This window comes from Curvibacter sp. AEP1-3 (assembly GCF_002163715.1).
GTDB lineage: Bacteria > Pseudomonadota > Gammaproteobacteria > Burkholderiales > Burkholderiaceae_C > Allorhodoferax.
Genome location: NZ_CP015698.1, coordinates 3,482,587 through 3,500,014, shown reverse-complemented (window position 1 = coordinate 3,500,014; position 17,428 = coordinate 3,482,587). Strand labels below are relative to the sequence as shown.

20 protein-coding genes and 1 tRNA gene are annotated in these 17,428 nt (G+C 60.4%); 13 read left to right on the top strand and 8 right to left on the bottom strand.

Features of this window, described 5'->3' with window-relative positions; translation table 11 throughout:
* Positions 1-8 precede the first annotated feature (8 nt).
* A complete protein-coding gene (locus AEP_RS16415; protein ID WP_087496383.1) occupies positions 9-893 on the bottom strand; it encodes a biotin synthase in 885 nt (294 codons plus the stop codon).
* Positions 894-1,152: 259 nt separating this feature from the next.
* Between AEP_RS16415 and AEP_RS16410 the strand changes: the two genes are divergently transcribed.
* On the top strand, positions 1,153-1,647 hold the full coding sequence (locus AEP_RS16410; protein WP_335583054.1) for a ComF family protein: 495 nt from the start codon (positions 1,153-1,155) through the stop codon (positions 1,645-1,647).
* An 11-nt stretch (positions 1,648-1,658) separates the two neighbouring features.
* The gene (gene trmL, locus AEP_RS16405; protein WP_087496382.1) at positions 1,659-2,123 is read left to right on the top strand and encodes a tRNA (uridine(34)/cytosine(34)/5-carboxymethylaminomethyluridine(34)-2'-O)-methyltransferase TrmL; all 465 of its coding nucleotides are present in this window, start codon (positions 1,659-1,661) and stop codon (positions 2,121-2,123) included.
* 21 nt (positions 2,124-2,144) lie between these two features.
* Here the strand turns inward: trmL and AEP_RS16400 are convergent, their stop codons facing one another.
* On the bottom strand, positions 2,145-2,600 hold the full coding sequence (locus AEP_RS16400) for a MaoC family dehydratase (protein ID WP_087496381.1): 456 nt from the start codon (positions 2,598-2,600) through the stop codon (positions 2,145-2,147).
* 61 nt (positions 2,601-2,661) lie between these two features.
* On the bottom strand, positions 2,662-3,279 hold the full coding sequence (locus AEP_RS16395) for a ParA family protein (protein WP_087496380.1): 618 nt from the start codon (positions 3,277-3,279) through the stop codon (positions 2,662-2,664).
* A 41-nt stretch (positions 3,280-3,320) separates the two neighbouring features.
* Between AEP_RS16395 and kefF the strand changes: the two genes are divergently transcribed.
* The 4 genes from kefF (at position 3,321) to AEP_RS16375 (ending at position 6,957) form a co-directional block, all read left to right on the top strand.
* Positions 3,321-3,962, top strand: a complete 642-nt coding sequence (kefF, locus tag AEP_RS16390; RefSeq protein ID WP_087496379.1) for a glutathione-regulated potassium-efflux system oxidoreductase KefF — start codon at positions 3,321-3,323, stop codon at positions 3,960-3,962.
* 1 nt (position 3,963) lies between these two features.
* Entirely contained in the window at positions 3,964-5,793 is a 1,830-nt protein-coding gene (gene kefC / locus AEP_RS16385) for a glutathione-regulated potassium-efflux system protein KefC (protein ID WP_087496378.1), read from the top strand.
* A 21-nt stretch (positions 5,794-5,814) separates the two neighbouring features.
* The gene (locus AEP_RS16380; RefSeq protein ID WP_087496377.1) at positions 5,815-6,249 is read left to right on the top strand and encodes a DUF1841 family protein; all 435 of its coding nucleotides are present in this window, start codon (positions 5,815-5,817) and stop codon (positions 6,247-6,249) included.
* 93 nt (positions 6,250-6,342) lie between these two features.
* Positions 6,343-6,957 carry a hypothetical protein gene (locus AEP_RS16375; protein ID WP_087496376.1) on the top strand — a complete coding sequence of 205 codons (615 nt, stop codon included), beginning with the start codon at positions 6,343-6,345 and terminating at the stop codon, positions 6,955-6,957.
* Positions 6,958-6,992: 35 nt separating this feature from the next.
* Here AEP_RS16375 and AEP_RS16370 read toward each other — a convergent pair whose 3' ends face one another.
* Positions 6,993-8,657, bottom strand: coding sequence for an aminotransferase class III-fold pyridoxal phosphate-dependent enzyme (locus tag AEP_RS16370; RefSeq protein ID WP_087496375.1), 1,665 nt, complete (start codon positions 8,655-8,657; stop codon positions 6,993-6,995).
* 41 nt (positions 8,658-8,698) lie between these two features.
* Here AEP_RS16370 and asd point away from each other — a divergent pair, with 41 nt between their 5' ends.
* Entirely contained in the window at positions 8,699-9,580 is an 882-nt protein-coding gene (gene asd / locus AEP_RS16365; RefSeq protein WP_087496374.1) for an archaetidylserine decarboxylase, read from the top strand.
* On the opposite strand, the gene AEP_RS16360 is transcribed toward asd, so the two are convergent.
* Positions 9,524-10,807, bottom strand: coding sequence for a glycosyltransferase family 4 protein (locus AEP_RS16360; protein ID WP_087496373.1), 1,284 nt, complete (start codon positions 10,805-10,807; stop codon positions 9,524-9,526). The genes asd and AEP_RS16360 overlap by 57 nt on opposite strands.
* A gap of 63 nt (positions 10,808-10,870) precedes the next feature.
* Positions 10,871-12,127, bottom strand: a complete 1,257-nt coding sequence (gene lplT / locus AEP_RS16355; RefSeq protein WP_087496372.1) for a lysophospholipid transporter LplT — start codon at positions 12,125-12,127, stop codon at positions 10,871-10,873.
* A 148-nt stretch (positions 12,128-12,275) separates the two neighbouring features.
* On the opposite strand from lplT, the gene AEP_RS16350 reads away from it, so the two are divergent.
* The gene (locus tag AEP_RS16350) at positions 12,276-12,734 is read left to right on the top strand and encodes a hypothetical protein (RefSeq protein ID WP_087496371.1); all 459 of its coding nucleotides are present in this window, start codon (positions 12,276-12,278) and stop codon (positions 12,732-12,734) included.
* Between the two features lie 57 nt (positions 12,735-12,791).
* Here the strand turns inward: AEP_RS16350 and AEP_RS16345 are convergent, their stop codons facing one another.
* A complete protein-coding gene (locus AEP_RS16345) occupies positions 12,792-13,457 on the bottom strand; it encodes a c-type cytochrome (protein ID WP_087496370.1) in 666 nt (221 codons plus the stop codon).
* A 120-nt stretch (positions 13,458-13,577) separates the two neighbouring features.
* Between AEP_RS16345 and AEP_RS16340 the strand changes: the two genes are divergently transcribed.
* The 5 genes from AEP_RS16340 (at position 13,578) to AEP_RS16320 (ending at position 16,617) form a co-directional block, all read left to right on the top strand.
* Positions 13,578-14,432 carry an AAA family ATPase gene (locus AEP_RS16340; RefSeq protein WP_087496369.1) on the top strand — a complete coding sequence of 285 codons (855 nt, stop codon included), beginning with the start codon at positions 13,578-13,580 and terminating at the stop codon, positions 14,430-14,432.
* 5 nt (positions 14,433-14,437) lie between these two features.
* Entirely contained in the window at positions 14,438-14,662 is a 225-nt protein-coding gene (locus AEP_RS16335; RefSeq protein ID WP_198301842.1) for a hypothetical protein, read from the top strand.
* A gap of 2 nt (positions 14,663-14,664) precedes the next feature.
* Positions 14,665-15,261, top strand: a complete 597-nt coding sequence (locus AEP_RS16330; protein ID WP_087496367.1) for a GNAT family N-acetyltransferase — start codon at positions 14,665-14,667, stop codon at positions 15,259-15,261.
* A gap of 10 nt (positions 15,262-15,271) precedes the next feature.
* Positions 15,272-16,486: a vWA domain-containing protein gene (locus tag AEP_RS16325; protein WP_087496366.1), complete on the top strand. Its 1,215-nt coding sequence runs from the start codon at positions 15,272-15,274 to the stop codon at positions 16,484-16,486.
* A gap of 56 nt (positions 16,487-16,542) precedes the next feature.
* Positions 16,543-16,617 (top strand) — tRNA-Arg (locus tag AEP_RS16320).
* A 71-nt stretch (positions 16,618-16,688) separates the two neighbouring features.
* Here the strand turns inward: AEP_RS16320 and AEP_RS16315 are convergent.
* Complete coding sequence (locus tag AEP_RS16315) at positions 16,689-17,423, bottom strand: lysophospholipid acyltransferase family protein (RefSeq protein ID WP_087496365.1); 735 nt, start codon at positions 17,421-17,423, stop codon at positions 16,689-16,691.
* Positions 17,424-17,428: the final 5 nt, after the last annotated feature.

The following is a 17,428-nucleotide window of genomic DNA, read 5'->3' as shown; positions in this document are numbered from 1 at the left end:
GGTTTTGCCTACTTCTTCAAGACGGCGCGCATGTCATCCAGAGAAACCCTAGTTTCCGGTTGGAGCTTGACTTTGGGCTTGGGCTTGAAGGCATGCCCATAGACCACCTCGAAGGTCAGACTTAGCCGGCCGTCCGTGGAACGGGCACCCAAGCGATTGCTGATCCGTTCAAGCAGATTCCGCTTCCAAGATCTGGCGCGCATACCGGGGAATCGCGCGACATGCAGATTACGCCCCAAACCGCGCAATTCGTCCAGCAACTTCTCAGCCGTGGAGTAACTCAGTGTTATCCGCTCCATGTCCATGACGGGCTCGGCAAAGCCGGCATGCACCAGCATGTCACCCCAATCATGCATATCCGTGAACTGGTGGTGAGGTTGTTGCCAACCTGCATCAGCGTAAACGTCCCGAATTTCACGCAAAGTGTCCGGTCCGAGGCAGGAAAACATGGCGAAGCCATCTACTGCCAAAGCCTGGTGCCACCGATTTATCAGTGCTTGGGGGTCTGCGGCCATGTGTAAAGCCATATTGGCCCACAGCATCTGCACCGGTTCGGTGGGCAGCCCGAACTGAACAGCCCCGCCCCCCCAGCGTGCAGGACTCCACCATGCGAGTGACAAGGCATCGCGGCTCACGGCTAAGCCCGAAGGCGATTCCTCATGAACAAATGCCTTGGCTTGCGGGTAACGCTTCTGGACCAACGCATGCGCTTCCAGGCCGCCCCTGGCGGGCGTCCAATCCAGCCATGCGGACGGTTTTTGCACGATCCATTGCAGGCGGTCTTCCATGCGCCGTGCAACCTCCTCGTGCAACCAGGGCGACTGCGTGGCAGGCACGCAAGCCCAGCGGGCAGCGGCAACGGGATCGATGGTAGGAGGCTTGTGGGTGGTCATGGGCCGGGGAAAAGCAAAGCTGGGCGAGTATATTGGGCGGATGTTCAGCGCATGGGCTCGAGGGTTAAGCCGCGCAGTGCCCAGCACCTGCGCCGTCTGTCATGCGTGGCCCGCGCAAGCCGTTTGCGAGGATTGCATACAGGCATTTGGTCAACCGGTCCACCGTTGCCCGACATGCGCACTGGCCCTTCCGGACACCCTCCGCCAATGTCGCGCGTGCACCCACGCGCCACCGCCATGGGACAGCGCCCTGGCTGCAGTGGACTATGCCTACCCGTGGGACCGGCTGATCGCTCACTTCAAGTTTCAGGAGAACCCCGCTTGGGCGGGCCATTTCGCCGCACTCATGCGCAGCGCGCCTTGGGTAGAACCGGCGCTGGAAGCGGCAGACTTTGTCATCCCCATGCCGCTGGCCAGAGAACGCCTGCTGCAAAGAGGCTTTAACCAATCCGCCTTGCTGGCGCGTCACCTCAGCCCTGACAAAACACTGGAGCAAGTGCTTCTTCGCGTTATCAACACGCCCGCACAAAGTGCACTGGACCGCAAAGACCGCCAAGACAATGTGCGACATGCTTTTGCCATGGAACCCCTACTTCAGGGCGCTGTGTCGGATAAGCGCATCGTACTGCTGGATGACGTGATGACCAGCGGTGCTTCCATGAGTGCAGCGGCGACAACCCTGCGGCACGCAGGCGCAGCGCACATCACTGCGCTGGTCTTCGCCCGCACCGGCGTGGATGCCGCTACTGCGTAGACAATGACGGCATGTTTCATATTGTTTTGGTTGAGCCCGAAATCCCTCCCAATACGGGCAACGTGATCCGCCTGGCGGCTAACACCGGCTGTCGTTTGCATCTGGTGGAGCCTCTGGGTTTCTCCATGGACGACAAGCACATGCGCCGCGCCGGGCTGGATTACCACGAGTACGCCCAGCTCAAGCGCCACGCCAGTTGGCAGCATTTTCTGGACGCAGAACGTCCGGCGCCTGACCGCTTGTTCACTCTTACGACCCGCGGAACCCGCAGCCCGTTTGAGGTGGCGTTTCAGCCCGGGGATTGGCTGGTATTCGGCTCGGAAACCAAAGGCATTTCTGATTTCGTACGTATGTCCTTCAGCCAGGAACGCAGCCTGCGCCTGCCCATGCGGCCGGATCAGCGCAGCCTGAACCTCTCCAACGCAGTCGCCGTAACGGTATTTGAAGCCTGGCGGCAGAACGGCTTCGGCGCCTGAAGAGCGTCAAATCGCCCTTATTCAGGGGTATTGCCGCACTAGGGCTTCAGCCACACACGCAGGTTTGGCGACTCCCTCTCGCTCAATGGTGACTTCCCAAGCCTGCTGTACGCCACCGTTGTCGACCGGCAGCACCTCCAGCAACTTGAGATGCGCGCGCAAACGGCTATTGACCGGCACCGGCGAAATGAAGCGGACTTTGTTCAGGCCGTAATTCAATCCTATCCGCACATTGAGCACCTGCATGCTGGTTTCCATAAACCGGGGAATCAGCGACAGGGTGAGAAAACCATGGGCAATCGGTGTGCCGAAGGGGCCTTGGGCCGCGCGCTCCGGATCCACGTGGATCCACTGGTGGTCACCGGTTGCCTGCGCGAATTGGTTGATTTGCTCCTGGCTGATGGTCAGCCATTCGCTCACCGCTACGGTGGTACCGACGTGGGCGGACAACTCCGCCAAGGTGTTGAATGTTTTCATGCCGCCACTCTAGCCAGCCGACACCTGCTCCCTTGTTGCCACGGTGACAGGTGACGGGCAATTACGCATCCAGCCACTGGCAAATGGCTTGCCACTGCTGCAAATCCCGCTCGACCTTGCCGGGCGCGACATCAAAAATGGTCAGCCCCCGTGCAATGGCCTGGATGTAGTTTTGGGTATCGCGCACAAAACCCAGCACCGGCAGGTCCAACCCGTCGACAAAGTGCTGCAGCTGATCAGAAGCCAGCGTCCGCTCATCCACGCGCATGCCGACAATGCCCACCTTGAAATTGCCCGCCCGCGAACTGGCGGCCAGCTCATCCAGGAAAGGCTTGGTTGCAAAGATATCAAACACACTGGGCTGCAAAGGCACCACCACATGGGTGGCAATTTTCAGTATTTCCTTAAGGCGCTTGCCGTGCAGGCCGGCCGGGGTGTCGAGCACCACGTGGCTGGTGCCCTTGGGCGGCTTGGCAATGCCCTCCTCATTCAACTCCCACCCCGTGATGGGCTTGGCTGCCGGCGGGCGAAGCCCCAGCCACAGCCTGGAAGATTGCTGGCGATCCGCGTCGCCCAGCATGACGGCATGCCCCATGGAGGCAAAGTAACCGGCAATTTGGGTCGACATTGTGGACTTTCCGACGCCCCCCTTGGGGTTAGCAACAACAACCACGGGCATAGACAGCTCCTCCACTCCATGAACTGCGCTATGTTACGGCCATGGTCACTGAAAGCCAATCTCACCCCATCTACGTCGTTGCCGCCCACCCCAACTGGCGGAACTCCCACGTCAACCGCCAACTCCGCCATGCCGCTGCCTCTGCCGAAGGTGTGGCGCTGTGTGACCTGTATGAGAGCTACGCCGACTATGCCATCGATGTGCAGGCTGAACAGGAAAAACTCGCCGCGGCCCGTCTGGTCGTACTGGTGCATCCGGTGCAGTGGTACTCCATGCCTGCACTACTCAAACTCTGGCTGGATGAAGTGCTGAGCTACGGCTGGGCCTATGGCCATGGCGCCAAAGCGCTGCAAGGCAAAGACTTGTGGCTGGTCGCCAGCACTGGCGGCCCTGAGGCTTCTTACCACCCACAGGGTTACAACCGCTATTTCTTCGACGCTTTCCTGCCCCCCTACGAGCAAACGGCTGCTTTGTGCGGCATGCGTTTTCTGCCGCCCATGGTGCTCCATGGTGCACATAGCGCGCCGCAAGCCGACGTAGAAAGCCACGTCGCTACCTTCGCAGAGCGGCTGCGCAGCTACCCCGAATGGCCGGAGTTAGCGGAACTGGAAAGCACTGCAACATGCGATGTGCCGGATGCGGACCGGCCTGCCGGCTCAGCGCCCTTGCAAGGAGACCTGTGACATGGAGCACGCACCGGCCTGGCTGATCAACAGCCTGATTTACTTGAGTGCAGCGGTGATTGCCGTTCCCCTGTCCAAAGCAGTCGGGCTGGGCGCCATCATTGGCTACCTGGCCGCGGGTATTGCCATCGGCCCCTGGGGCGCGGGACTCGTCAACAACGTGGAAGACATTCTTCACTTTGCCGAGTTCGGCGTGGTGCTGATGCTGTTTCTGGTGGGCCTGGAGCTGGAGCCGCGGCGGCTATGGAGTCTGCGTCGCTCCATCTTCGGCTGGGGCGCCCTGCAGGTGCTGGGTTGCACGGCCTTGCTGATGCTGGTAGCCATGGCCTGCGGTGTGGGCTGGCGCCTGAGCCTGGTGGGGGCGCTGGGGTTGGCGCTATCCAGCACCGCCATCGCGCTGCAGGTGATGGGTGAACGTAATCTGATGCCGACCCAAAGTGGGCAGGCCGCTTTTTCCATCCTGCTGTTTCAAGATGTGGCCGCCATCCCCATCCTCGCTTTGCTGCCCTTGCTGGGCGCCAGTTCAGGATCAAATGAAGGCTTGGCGCCCATGGAATATGCGCAAGCAGCTATTAAAATCATAGCGGTTATTGCCGGTATTGTGCTCGGCGGCCGCCTGCTGTTGCGCCCCCTGTTCCGTTGGATCGCCCGGTCACGCACCCCCGAGATCTTTACTGCGGCAGCGCTCTTGTTGGTGGTGGGCATCTCGGCGCTCATGTTGTTGGTGGGCCTGAGCATGGCGCTAGGCGCTTTTCTGGCCGGCGTGCTGCTGGCCGAAAGTGAGTACCGCCGGGAACTGGAAACCGATATCGAGCCCTTCAAAGGATTGCTGCTGGGCCTCTTCTTTATTGCGGTGGGCATGAGCATCGACTTTGGCGTGCTCCTGGCCTCCCCGGGCACCATGGCGCTGGTGGTGGTGGGTTTTCTGGTGGTGAAGTCCGTGGTGATTTACGGGCTGGCCCGCCATATCCAACTGCCGGGGCCGGAGCGCCCAGTGTTCACCTTGCTGCTGGCGCAGGGCGGGGAATTTGCCTTTGTGGTGTTTCAGGCCGCGGCCGGGGCTAATGTGTTTTCTGCGCCAACGGCCTCACTACTCATAGGCGCCGTGGCCGTCTCCATGCTGCTGAGCCCTCTGGTGCTGGTCGCGGTGGACCGGTGGGTACTGCCCCGCTTTGCCGGGCGCAAGGGGCCGGCGCTGGAAGAAATTGCAGAGCCCCAAAGCGCGCCGGTCATCATTGCCGGATATGGGCGATACGGGCAGATTGTGGGCCGCGTCTTGCTCGCCGAGGGCATTCCCGCCACGGTGCTGGACCACGATGCCGACATGGTCGAAGCCGCCCGCAGCTTCGGCTACCGGGTGTTCTTTGGTGATGCCACCCGCCTGGACCTGCTACGCACGGCCGGCGCAGGGACCGCGCGTGTACTGGTGGTGGCGGTAGACGATGTGGAGCAGTCCCTGGCCATTGTCGATCTGGCGCGTGAACACTTTCCCACCCTGCCCATCGTGGCCCGCGCCCGCGATGTGACCCACTGGAACCAGCTGCGCGAACGGGAAGTCACGTTGGTCGAACGTGAGTTGTTTGAGTCCAGCCTGCGCAGTGCCCGCAGCGTGCTAGAGGTGCTGGGCCAACCCGCCCATATTGCCCGCCAGAGCACCATGCGCTTTCGCCAACACAACCTGAAACTGTTCGAGAAGATGCGCCCCCATTTCAAGGACCGCACCAAGCTGATTGCAGCTGTTAAACAAGGCCGTCAGCAGCTGGAAGAGCAAATGGCCCAGGAACGTGCCGAACGGGAAAAGCGCAGGGGCCCCGACTGGAGCGGGCAGTAAAGCCCGTGCTAACCTCTGGCCATGTTCAATCCATCCCAAGAAGACGTACGTCGATTTTTCTGCTCCGTTTACGCCAAGTCCCGCGCTGGACAGGCGATGGAAGCTATTGAAACCATAGCAGCCCAGTGGATGGACGAGCATCCTGAATACCAGGCGGACTTTGCGGATGTCGATCGGGCCTTGTCGACCATGTACGAGGCGACGGAGGGGCGTACCAACCCATTCCTGCACCTGAGCATGCACCTGTCCATCAGCGAACAGTGCAGCATCGACCAGCCCCGGGGCATACGGCAGGCGGTAGAGCTGTTGACCCACAAGCGGAACTCTTTGCACCAGGCACACCACGAAGCCATGGAGTGCCTTGGCACCATGCTGTGGGAAAGCCAGCGCGCCGGGCGACCACCGGATGGCGATGCCTACATCGCCTGCGTGCAACGCCACGCCACCAAAGACTAGGTCTGCGTTTTCACCAAACCGTCACAGGTCTTGTCACGGCTCTGCCATCAAGTCTGGGTAGCATGAAATTTCCGTTTCCTGGAGACTTCGTGTATGCAAGACTTTCTCACACAACTCAAGATCCAGCGCTGGGATGACCACCGCTATTACCACCACAGCCGCATCAACCAGTCCCTGCACTTGTTGAGCGCGATCAGCTTTCTGGTCGCTTATGCGCTGCTATTCAAAGACCCGGCCATCGCGGCTCTGGTCGCATGGCTGGTGTCCATGACATCCCGCCAGGCAGGGCATTTTTTCTTTGAGCCATTGGGATATGACCATGTCAACAAGGCCACCCACGAATACAAAGAAGAGATCAAGGTCGGCTACAACCTGCAGCGCAAAGTAGTGCTCATGGCCATCTGGGCCGCGGCACCGGTTGCACTCTGGATCGACCCCACCCTGTTCGGCTACTTCGAGCCATCCAGCGGCATGGAAGCTTTCATGCGCCACACCGGCGAACTCTGGCTGTTCGTTGGCGTGGGTGGCCTGATTTTCCGCACCGTGCACCTCTTCTTCATCAAGGACGTGATGTCCGGTCTGGTGTGGATGACCAAAATCATCACCGACCCCTTCCACGACATCAAGCTTTACTACAAGGCACCTCTGGCCCTGATGCGCGGCGAACTTATCGAACCCCGCGGCAATATGGATCACGCACCTACCTGACCGGAACCCGTCGCCAGGTTCCGGCCCTCTGAGGCTCAGAACTTGGCGGCCAGCATCTCCCGCAGGATGCGGCGCTTGATGACCTTGTGCGTCTGGGCGCTATCGGTCCACCACCAACCATCCTGCTGCATCGCCTGACCCGCCGCCACAAACCGGCGGGTTACCTCCTCAAAGTCCGCATCGCTGAAATTCAGGCTGAAGATCATGCGACCGGTTCCCACCCAGCTCAAGGCCAGCCCTTGCAAACGCAAATAGTGCTGAAACAACCAGTGGTAGCAGCCGGGCTGCGTGTAGGTCACGGTCCAGATGGTCGACAGGTTGGCCACGCGTGCCGGCAGACCCGCTACCTCCATGGCATGGTTGAGCTGCGATGCTCGGCGGTTCCAGACACCGTCCAGATCGGTGTAGAGCGCTTGTACCTCGGGTGTTTCGAGCCTGCGCATAAAGGCATTCATGGCGCCCATCACATAGGGGTGCGAATTGAACGTGCCGCGGGCAAAGCAGATATCTGCTGGTGCTTCATCGCGGAAGCGGCGCATCCATTCGCGCTTGCCGCACAACACGCCGATGGGCAGCCCGCCGCCCAGTGTCTTGCCATAGGTCACCATATCAGCACGCACGCCGAAGTATTCCTGAGCGCCACCGGGCGCCAGGCGGAAGCCGACAAACACCTCGTCAAAGATGAGCGCAATACCGCGCTCATCGCAAATCGTGCGCAGGGTTTTGAGCCATTCTGTGTAGGCCGCTTTGTCGAATCCGGCTTTGCGCGAACCGTCCAGCAAGGAGCCGTCGCTGGGCGCCGGCATGTTGGGGTGCAGGGCCTGCAAGGGGTTGATCAAGATGCAGGCAATGTCACGGCGCTTGCGCAGCACGCGCAGAGTGCCCTCGCCCATTTCAGACAAGGTGAAGGTGTCTTTGGCCGTCATCGGGTTGCCGATACCGGGCTGCACATCGCCCCACCAGCCATGGTAAGAACCGCAAAACCGCACCAGCTTCTTGCGGCCGGTGTGGTAGCGGGCCAGGCGCACGGCTTGCATCACTGCCTCGGTGCCGGACATGTGGAAAGACATCTCGTCCATGCCCGAGGCTTTGCGCAGGCGCTGCACGTTGTCCACCATGACCGGGTGGTATGCGCCCAGCACCGGACCCAGGTCGCGCGCGATGGCAGCGCCTTCGTCAATGCACTCTTTGTAAAAGTCATTGCCCATCAGGTTCACGCCATACGAGCCGGTCAGGTCGATGAACACATTGCCGTCCAGATCGGTCACGGTGACGCCGGAAGACGACTGCAAAAAGGAACCGATTTTCAAGCCCTGCTTGACCATGGACTTGAACTGGTAGGGCACGCGGTAGGCACTGACGAACTGCATGTCCGACAAGCCATCGATCACCGAAGCGCCCGCCTCCAGGGTCTTGGGGTAACGCTGTGCAATGCCTTGCACCAGCGCGACAAATGCCGCCTTGCGGCGTGCCACCACATCGACTGGCGCACCGTCTACGGCGAAAACCTGCTGCTCGTCGTAGCTGTAGTTGGGCAGCAAAGAAGCCAGCAAACGCGCATTACGCGGATGGCCTGCCAGCGAGCGGTGCTTGGCCAGCGAGAGCTCGGCGCGCGCCTTCAATTTGCGCAAAGCCGCTATGGCCGCCGCCGTTCCCACGCCGGCCAGCAGCAGGGTTTGCAGTTCTAGAGATTCATTCACGACATTCACCTTTCAATCCAACTTCACTATCAACAATCACCATGCAACTACGTGCACAGATTCAAAAAATCCTCAGCCAGGAAGACCTGAACTTCCTGCTGACCAACCGCATTCCGCGCCAGGCGCTCACCCGCTTTCTGGGGTGGTTCAGCAAGATCGAGCAGCCGCTGGTGCGTGATGCCTCTATCGGCATCTGGAAGTTCTTTAGCGACCTGGACTTGAGCGAAGCCAAAAAGCAGCGCTTTTCCAGCATGCATGACTGCTTCACCCGCGAACTCAAAGACGGCGCCCGTCCCGTGTCGCAAGATGTGGATGCCATGACCAGCCCGGTCGACGCCATCATTGGCGCGAGCGGCCCTATCGAAGGCACCCGCGTGTTCCAGGCCAAAGGCTTTCCGTACACCCTGGAAGACCTGCTGGGCCCGGACGCCGACGTCAGCGAATGGCGTGACGGTAGGTTTGTGACCTTGCGACTGACATCCAGCATGTACCACCGCTTCCACGCACCCCACGACTGCACCGTGGACGAAGTGCGCTACTTCTCGGGCGACACCTGGAACGTGAACCCGATTGCCCTCAAGCGGGTGGAAAAACTGTTCTGCAAAAACGAGCGCGCCTTCATCGGCACCCGGCTGAATGGACCCGGCCCATTGCAGGGACAACGGGTGGCGTTGGTTCCGGTGGCTGCAGTGCTGGTAGCCAGCATCCGGCTGCACTTTCTGGATGTGTTGTTTCACCTGAAATACACCGGCCCCAAAAAGATTGCCTGTAACGCGAGCTTCGAGCGCGGGCAGGAAATGGGCTGGTTTCAGCATGGCTCCACCGTGATCGTGCTGGCGCCCAAAGGCTTTGTGCTCGATGCGGGCCTAGAGCAAGGGTCGCGCGTGCGAATGGGCCAGCCGCTCCTTCGCTGGCAATCCTGAGGCGTTCGCCCTGCTCGTGGGGACGGAAGCAAACGGCCGGCCGTGGCGCTCCAGTACCGAGCGCAAGGTGTGCAAAAACGTATCGGCCACCGCATCCCAGCTGCGGTCGGCCACGGCCTTGGCAGCCGCCGCGCGGAAACGCGCGATGCGTTCAGGGTCCACCGCCAGTTGCACTGCGGCATTGACGAAAGACACGTCGTCGCCTGTAGGCACCAGCACCCCGTTGTCACCGCTTTCAATCAGTTCCAGCGCTGCGGCACAGTCGTACGACACCACCGCCAGCCCACTGGCCAATGCTTCTGGCACCACGTTGCCGTAGGTCTCTGTCATGCTGGGGAACAAAAACAGGTCGGCCGAGGCATAGTGCGCCGCGAGGTCGCCGCCTTTTTGCACACCGGCAAAGTAGGCTTCCGGGCACGCCTCGGTCAGCGCCTTGCGCAGAGGACCATCGCCCACAAACACCAGCTTTACATCCGGCACGCGCGCTTTGATGGCGCGGAACGCGGCCACCACCAGTCCCACGTTTTTTTCCTTGGCGAGGCGCCCCACCAACAAAATGACGGGCTCATCGCCCTGCACGCCCCATTGGCGGCGCAGCACATCAGACCGGTGTTGCGGGCCGAACTGCTCCAGCGCAACGCCGCGCGACAGCAGCGTCACGTTTTCGTAGCCGCGTGCGCTCAGGTCCTGCACCAGGCTGCGGGTGGGCACCATGGTGGCTTGGGTGCGGTTGTGCAGCTTGCGCAGGTAAGACTCGATCGGCGTCTTCAAGAGGCCAATGCCATAGTGCTGCGAATAGCTCTGAAAATTGGTGTGGAACGAGCTGGTGATCGGCAGCTGCAACTTGCGGGCCGCCGCTACCGCAGACCAACCCAGCGGCCCTTCGGTGACCACGTGCACGATGTCGGGCCGGCGCTCACCCCACAGCTTGAGCAAGCGGTTTTTGGAGGGCATGCCGAACCGCAGCTCGCCGTACGCCGGCAAAGGCACGCCTTTGGAGAGCACTTCATCCAGCCCCTCGTGCTGCAAGGTGGCCTGCTCGCGCGATTGGCGCGGTCGCACCACTTGGACCGAATGCCCCTTTTGCAGCATGCCGTTGACGAGCCACCCCAGCGTCATGGCCACGCCATTGACTTCGGGTGGAAAGGTTTCTGTCACGACGGCAATCCGCAAACTGGAGAGCTGCGGAGCGAAGGACTCGATGAGGAGGTCGTCGGAGGTTTTCACAAGCCCGAGACTAGGCACCCCACATAACAGCTTGATGATGCTTTTTTGACAGTTTGACGTCTATCAAGCCAGTCGCGCCGGCATCCACTGCCCGCGATAGGCAACGCACACCAGCACCATGCCCACCGTCACCAAAGCACCGAACCCCAATACCAATGTGCTGAGCTGCAAATGCAGCGCGGTGGCGCCTGCATAGACCGCCAGCATGACCAGCATGCCCGCGTTTTCATTGAAACCCTGGACCGCGATGGAGCGACCTGCCGTCAACAAGGTGTAGCCACGGTGCTGCAATAGGGCATTCATGGGCACCACAAAGAAACCGGCCATCGCACCGACCACCACCATCAACATGGCGGCCATGGGAATGGATTGGACCCACAGCATGAGCGGGATGACCAGCCCCAACAGCAATCCCAAAGGCAAGAGGCGTACTGCCCGGTCCAGTGCCACATAGCGGCTGGCGGCTATGGCCCCGGCCACGACACCCAGTGCAGTGACACCCTGCAAGTAAGCCGCCTTGTCCAGTGGCAAACCCAGGGCCTCATTCGCCCAACGCAGCACCACCAATTGCAAGGTCGCCCCGACCCCCCACAGCAAGGTGGTCACCGACATGGACATACCGCCCACAGCATCCCGCCACAAAAGAATGTTTTCACGCCAGAAACGAACCGCAAGGGCACGTGGGTGAATCGAATACGGGTCATACCGCGCACCACTGTCAGGAATGACAAAGCACACCAGCATGGCCACGCTATTCAAAGCCAGCAACACCAGCATGCCCGCCAAGAGGGTGGTGCCAGTAGCCCCCTGCCAGCTCCACAACAGTGGCCCTTGCAACACCGGCAACAGCGGACTGATCAATACACCGCCCAGCACGGTCCCGAAAATCACGGCGCATACCGTGGCGCCTTCAAAGAAACCATTGGCCCGCACCAGCTCACTGGACGGCAGCAACTCGGTCATCAAGCCGTATTTGGCAGGGGCATACAGCGCAGCGCCCCAGCCCGCCACCACGATGGCCAAGAGCGGATCCACCCCGTGAAGCAGCAACACCATAGCCACCACCTTGAGGGCATTCGACAGCACCATGACCCGCCCTTTGGGGAAGGCGTCAGCCACCGGCCCCACCAGAGGGGCCAGCAACACATAAAACAAGGTGAAGCCGATTTTCAGAAGGGGGATGCGCCAATCCGCCTCGGCCAGCTCCATTACTCGGGCAATCGCGACGATAAGGAACGCGTTATCCGCCAGGGTAGAAACGAACTGCACCGCAAGCAGCACATAGAAGGCACTGGGCATAGTTCGGGATGTGGCGTGCATGGTTCAGCAAAAGTTGAAGCTGCGCATGCTGCCGTTTGCATGTGAAGGCACGGTGACACCGGATGTGAAAAGGCCATGTCACGGTTTTGCCGCAAAGCTTGCCTAGCATCCGGCATCCAAGACAAGGGGGGCGACTTTGCGACATCACATGGCACGATGGGCCGCCAAAGCACTGATAGGCTGTGCGTACGTCAGCATTCCAATTGCACCGGCCCTGGCCAGCCTGGTGTTCTGGCGCAAGCGCTACCTGCGGGACTACCGGGGCACCATGCGCAACGCGCACCGCCATATCCGGGCCATGCAAGCCGGCCCCGCTTTGCATTACTTTCAAGACGTGGCCGGACGCGAGCGCCAGGTGCCGGAGCACATCGAGGGCGAGTGCATTCAGTGCGGCAACTGCTGCATGGACCACCAATGCATGTTTCTGGAACCCGCCGGGCCACAGCGCTTTCAGTGTGGCATTTACCACTCGCCTTTGCGTAAGGTTTCGAATTGCGGGTCCTTCCCGCTGCACAGCCACGACATAGCGCGCTACCAATGTCCCAGCTACTTTGTGGTGGACACTCGCATGCCGATGATCCCTATCGTGCCGGTCACTGCGAAATAGCCGGAAACGAAAAAGCCGCTCATCGAGCGGCTTTTGAATGGGGTAGACGCCGGAGGCTTACTTGAAGCGGCTCTGGGGAACCACTTTCAACTCCGTGGGCAAAGAACCTACGTAGTTGGCCAGCTCCTTGAGCTCGGCATTGCTGAACTGCTTGGCCACACCGCCCATAATGGCGTTACCGCGGCCGACGTTCGCGTTACCTTCAACCTTGTAAGCCTTAAGCGCAACATACAGGTAGTCGCTGTGCTGGCCGGCAATCTTGGGGTAGGTGGGGTCGATCGGCTTGCTCAAAGACTCACCGTGGCAAGAGGCGCAGTTGCCTTTGGTCAGCAAGGCGTTGACCTTTTCAGAACCGGGAGCTGCTTTTTCCAGAGCGGGGGCACCTTCCACCACGCCGCTGGCTTCGTAATAAGCGGCCAAGTCAGCGATGTCCTGATCGGTCAAGGACGCGGCGATGCCCTTCATGGAGGGGTGCTTGCGTTCGCCCTTCTTGTAGGCGTTCAGGGAGGCAGCAATGTACTTGCCGCTTTGGCCGGAAATCTTGGGAACCTTGTGAATTTCGGGGAAGCTGGCTTGGTAGCCCACGATGCCGTGGCAGCCGATGCACATGGCGTTCTTTTTGGCGCCGGCCTGCACATCACCCTGCACGCCCTCGGCATGAGCTGCAAAAACGGTCACAGAGGCGACAAGCGCGGCGGACAGCGACAAGAGAATTTTGTTCATTTTGCGAGGACAATCACAGAGTGATGACGTGGTGGTTGTATCAAACCATTATATCGACAAGGCCCTCCGTAGAACCCCTATGTTTGATCCCCATCAAGCGACAACGCCGAAGCATTTGCTATGAAATTCACCGGTACCTCCAACTACGTTGCCACCCAGGACCTGATGCTGTCGGTCAATGCCGCCATCACCCTGCAGCGCCCCCTGCTCGTCAAGGGCGAACCCGGCACCGGCAAAACCATGCTTGCCGAAGAGGTGTCTGAAGCTTTGGGCATGCCTTTGTTGCAATGGCACATCAAATCCACCACCAAAGCCCAGCAGGGCCTGTACGAATACGACGCCGTGAGCCGCCTGCGCGACTCGCAGCTCTCAGATGTGGACGGCGGTGAGCGCGTCAAGGACATCAACAACTACATCATCAAAGGCGTGCTTTGGCAGGCCTTTACCGCCGACCAGCCGGTGGCGCTGCTGATTGACGAAATCGACAAGGCGGACATCGAGTTCCCCAACGACCTGTTGCGTGAAATCGACCGCATGGAGTTCTATTGCTATGAGACACGCCAGCTGATCAAGGCCAAGCACCGGCCGCTGGTGTTCATTACCTCCAACAACGAGAAGGAACTGCCTGACGCCTTCTTGCGCCGCTGCTTCTTCCACTACATCAAGTTCCCGGATGCCGCCACCATGCAAAGCATTGTGGATGTGCACTTCCCCGGCCTGAAAAAAGAGCTGGTCAGCGCCGCCATGAAAACCTTCTTCGAGGTGCGCAACCTGCCCGGCTTGAAGAAAAAGCCCTCTACCAGCGAACTGCTGGATTGGCTCAAGCTGCTGCTGGCCGAAGACATTCCCGCTGAAGCGCTGCAAAGCAAAGACGACAAAATGGCGGTCCCCCCGCTGGTGGGCGCACTGCTGAAGAACGAACAAGACGTCACGCTGTTTGAAAAGCTGATGTTCATGCAACGCCATAACCGCTGATCGCCATGAGTTCCAAACTGTTGCTGGAAGGCATTTCGGATGCCGTGGGCTTTGTAGGCGGCGCCTTGGCGGGTTTCTGGATCGGTCGCCTGCTGGGCTTGGACCTGTTTGCACCCGGCTATGGCAATGCCAGCGTTGGCGCCATTGTGCTGGTGGGCTTAGGCGGAGGCATCGGCTTGCAGCTGGCGCGCAAATGGCGTAACCGCCAGTCCGACACCCCCAAGGAATAAACATGGCATTCGTTGAGCCTGTCACCCTGAGCGCCCGCGGCGTCACCCTGCTGCCGCTGGCGCTGGAACACGAAGCCGGACTGAAGGCCGCCGCCGCGGACGGTGAACTTTGGAAGATCCGCGTGACCTCCGTGCCCGAGCCGGAGCACACACGCAAATACATTGAAGACGCCCTCACCATGCGCGAGGCCGGCCACCGCTTCGCCTTCGCCGTGATCGAAACGGCCACCGGCAAAGTACTGGGCTGCAGCAGCTACCACGACATCGTGCCGGCCATCAAGCGTGTTGAAATCGGCTGGACTTGGTATGCCAAAAGCAGCCAACGCAGCCACGTCAACACCACCGCCAAGCTGCTGCTGTTGACCCACGCCTTCGAAACACTGGGCTGCCACGTTGTTGGGTGGAGAACGGACAACTTCAACTTCGCGTCCCAAACCGCCATCGAGCGCCTGGGCGCCAGACGAGACGGCGTCATCCGTGGCCACGCCCTGCGCCGCGACGGCACCATCCGTGACACCGTGATGTACAGCCTGCGCAGCGGTGAGTGGCCTGAAGTGAAAACCCAGTTGCTGTATCTGCTGGACAAACCCCGCACCTGAGGGCACCGCCATGCTGCTGGACTTCTTCTACACCCTGCGCTCTGCCAAGTTACCTGTATCGGTCAAGGAATACCTGACCCTGCTGGAAGCACTGCAAAAAGGGGTGGTAGGACCCAACACCCGGCCTGCGGATGGTGAAGCAGAGGCCAGCGGCTACAGCATTGACGACTTCTACTTTCTTGCCCGAACCACGCTGGTCAAGGACGAGAAGCACTACGACAAGTTCGACCGGGCCTTCGGGGCTTACTTCAAAGGCATCGAGCACGTCAGCGATTTCACCAAAGACATTCCAGCCGAGTGGCTGCGCAAAAACCTCGAGAAGTTTTTGACGCCTGAAGAACAAGCCAAGCTGCAGGCCATGGGCTGGAACGAGCTGATGGAAACGCTCAAAAAACGCCTTGAAGAACAAAAAGAACGCCATGAGGGCGGGAACAAGTGGATAGGCACGGGCGGCACATCCCCTTTTGGCGCTTACGGACAAAACCCGCAGGGCATCCGCATCGGGCAGGACAAGAGCCGCAACCGCAGCGCCGTGAAGGTCTGGGACCAGCGCGCCTACAAAGACTACGACGACACCCAGGAACTCGGCACCCGCAACATCAAGGTGGCGCTGCGCCGTCTGCGCAAGTTTGCCCGCGAAGGCCATGAAGACGAGCTGGACCTGGAGACCACCATCAGCAAGACGGCGGCGAATGCCGGCTTTCTGGACATCAAAATGCGCCCCGAGCGGCACAACAACGTCAAGGTGCTGTTACTGATGGACGTGGGCGGCACCATGGACGACCACATCCAGCGGGTGGAAGAGCTCTTCAGCGCGGCCAAGACCGAGTTCAAGCACCTGGAGTTTTATTACTTCCACAACTGCGTCTATGACTTCATGTGGAAGAACAACCGCCGCCGCTTTGCGGAGAAGTTTGATACCTGGGACATCATCCGCAAGTACAACAAGGACTACAAGCTGATCTTTGTGGGCGACGCGACCATGAGCCCCTACGAGATTTTGCAGCCCGGCGGCAGCGTGGAATACAACAACGAAGAGCCCGGCGCCGAATGGCTGCAGCGACTGATGAGCGCCTTCCCCAAGTTTGCGTGGATCAACCCCGAACCCCAAGGCGTCTGGCAGTACCGCCAGAGCATCGCGGTCATCCAGCAGCTGGTGCAAAACAAGATGTACCCCCTAACCCTCAAAGGCCTGGAAGAGGCCATGCGGCAGCTGACCAAGTAGGCATCACACGGCAACGAGGGATGCCCTTCGCGCAGGCCGATACAATCCCGCGTCCGGTCTCCGTAGTTCAATGGATAGAACGGCCCCCTCCTAAGGGGCAGATACAGGTTCGATTCCTGTCGGGGGCACCAGACACTTTAACGTCAAATAAGGCTCTGGCGCACATGAAATATGCGCAAGCAGCTATCAAAAAGTGAGCAAATCAGCGCTGACGCAGCGCGATGATGTCTTCCCGGACTGCTGCAGCCCACGCCCGGCGGTCACGCCCCTCGGCGGTTTGCGGGGCGCCAAACGTCACCACAGCCTGAATGCCGTCGCTGCACAGCGTGCGCCACAGGGAGCCGAGCAGCGTGTCGTCTCCGATGTAGCAAGGGGCAAAGCTTTGCTGGCCTTGGGCATCGGCAAACTGCAGGGCCACCGGCTGGATGGGCGCATTCACTGCGATGGCGGCCTGCAACAGGTTTGCGTGGAAGGGCAGCACGTGGGTGCCATCACCAGTAGTGCCCTCGGGGAACACGGCCAGCACCTCGCCCAAGCTCAAGCGCTCGGCCATATGGTGCACCACCCGCATGGCGTCGCGGCGGGATTCGCGCTCGATATACAGCGTGCCGGCGCCGGTCGCCAGCGTGCCCACCACGGGCCAATGCTGAATATCGGCCTTTGAGATAAAACGGCAATGCCGCGCGGCGTGGATAACCACGATGTCCAGCCAGGAGATATGGTTAGCCGCCAGCAGCACCGGACCGCCTGCGGGTGGCGTGCCATTTACTACCAATTTAATAGCTAGCCGCGCAAGCATGGCGTGCGCCCAAGCCTGAACCTCTGCATCACGCTCTGGCTGCGAGAGCCGGGGAAACACCATGCGAATACGCCACGCGCCCGCTAGCACATGCAGGAGGACACGGCTGATTCGCCAGAGGGCTTTGAGTTGGCGCATGCGTT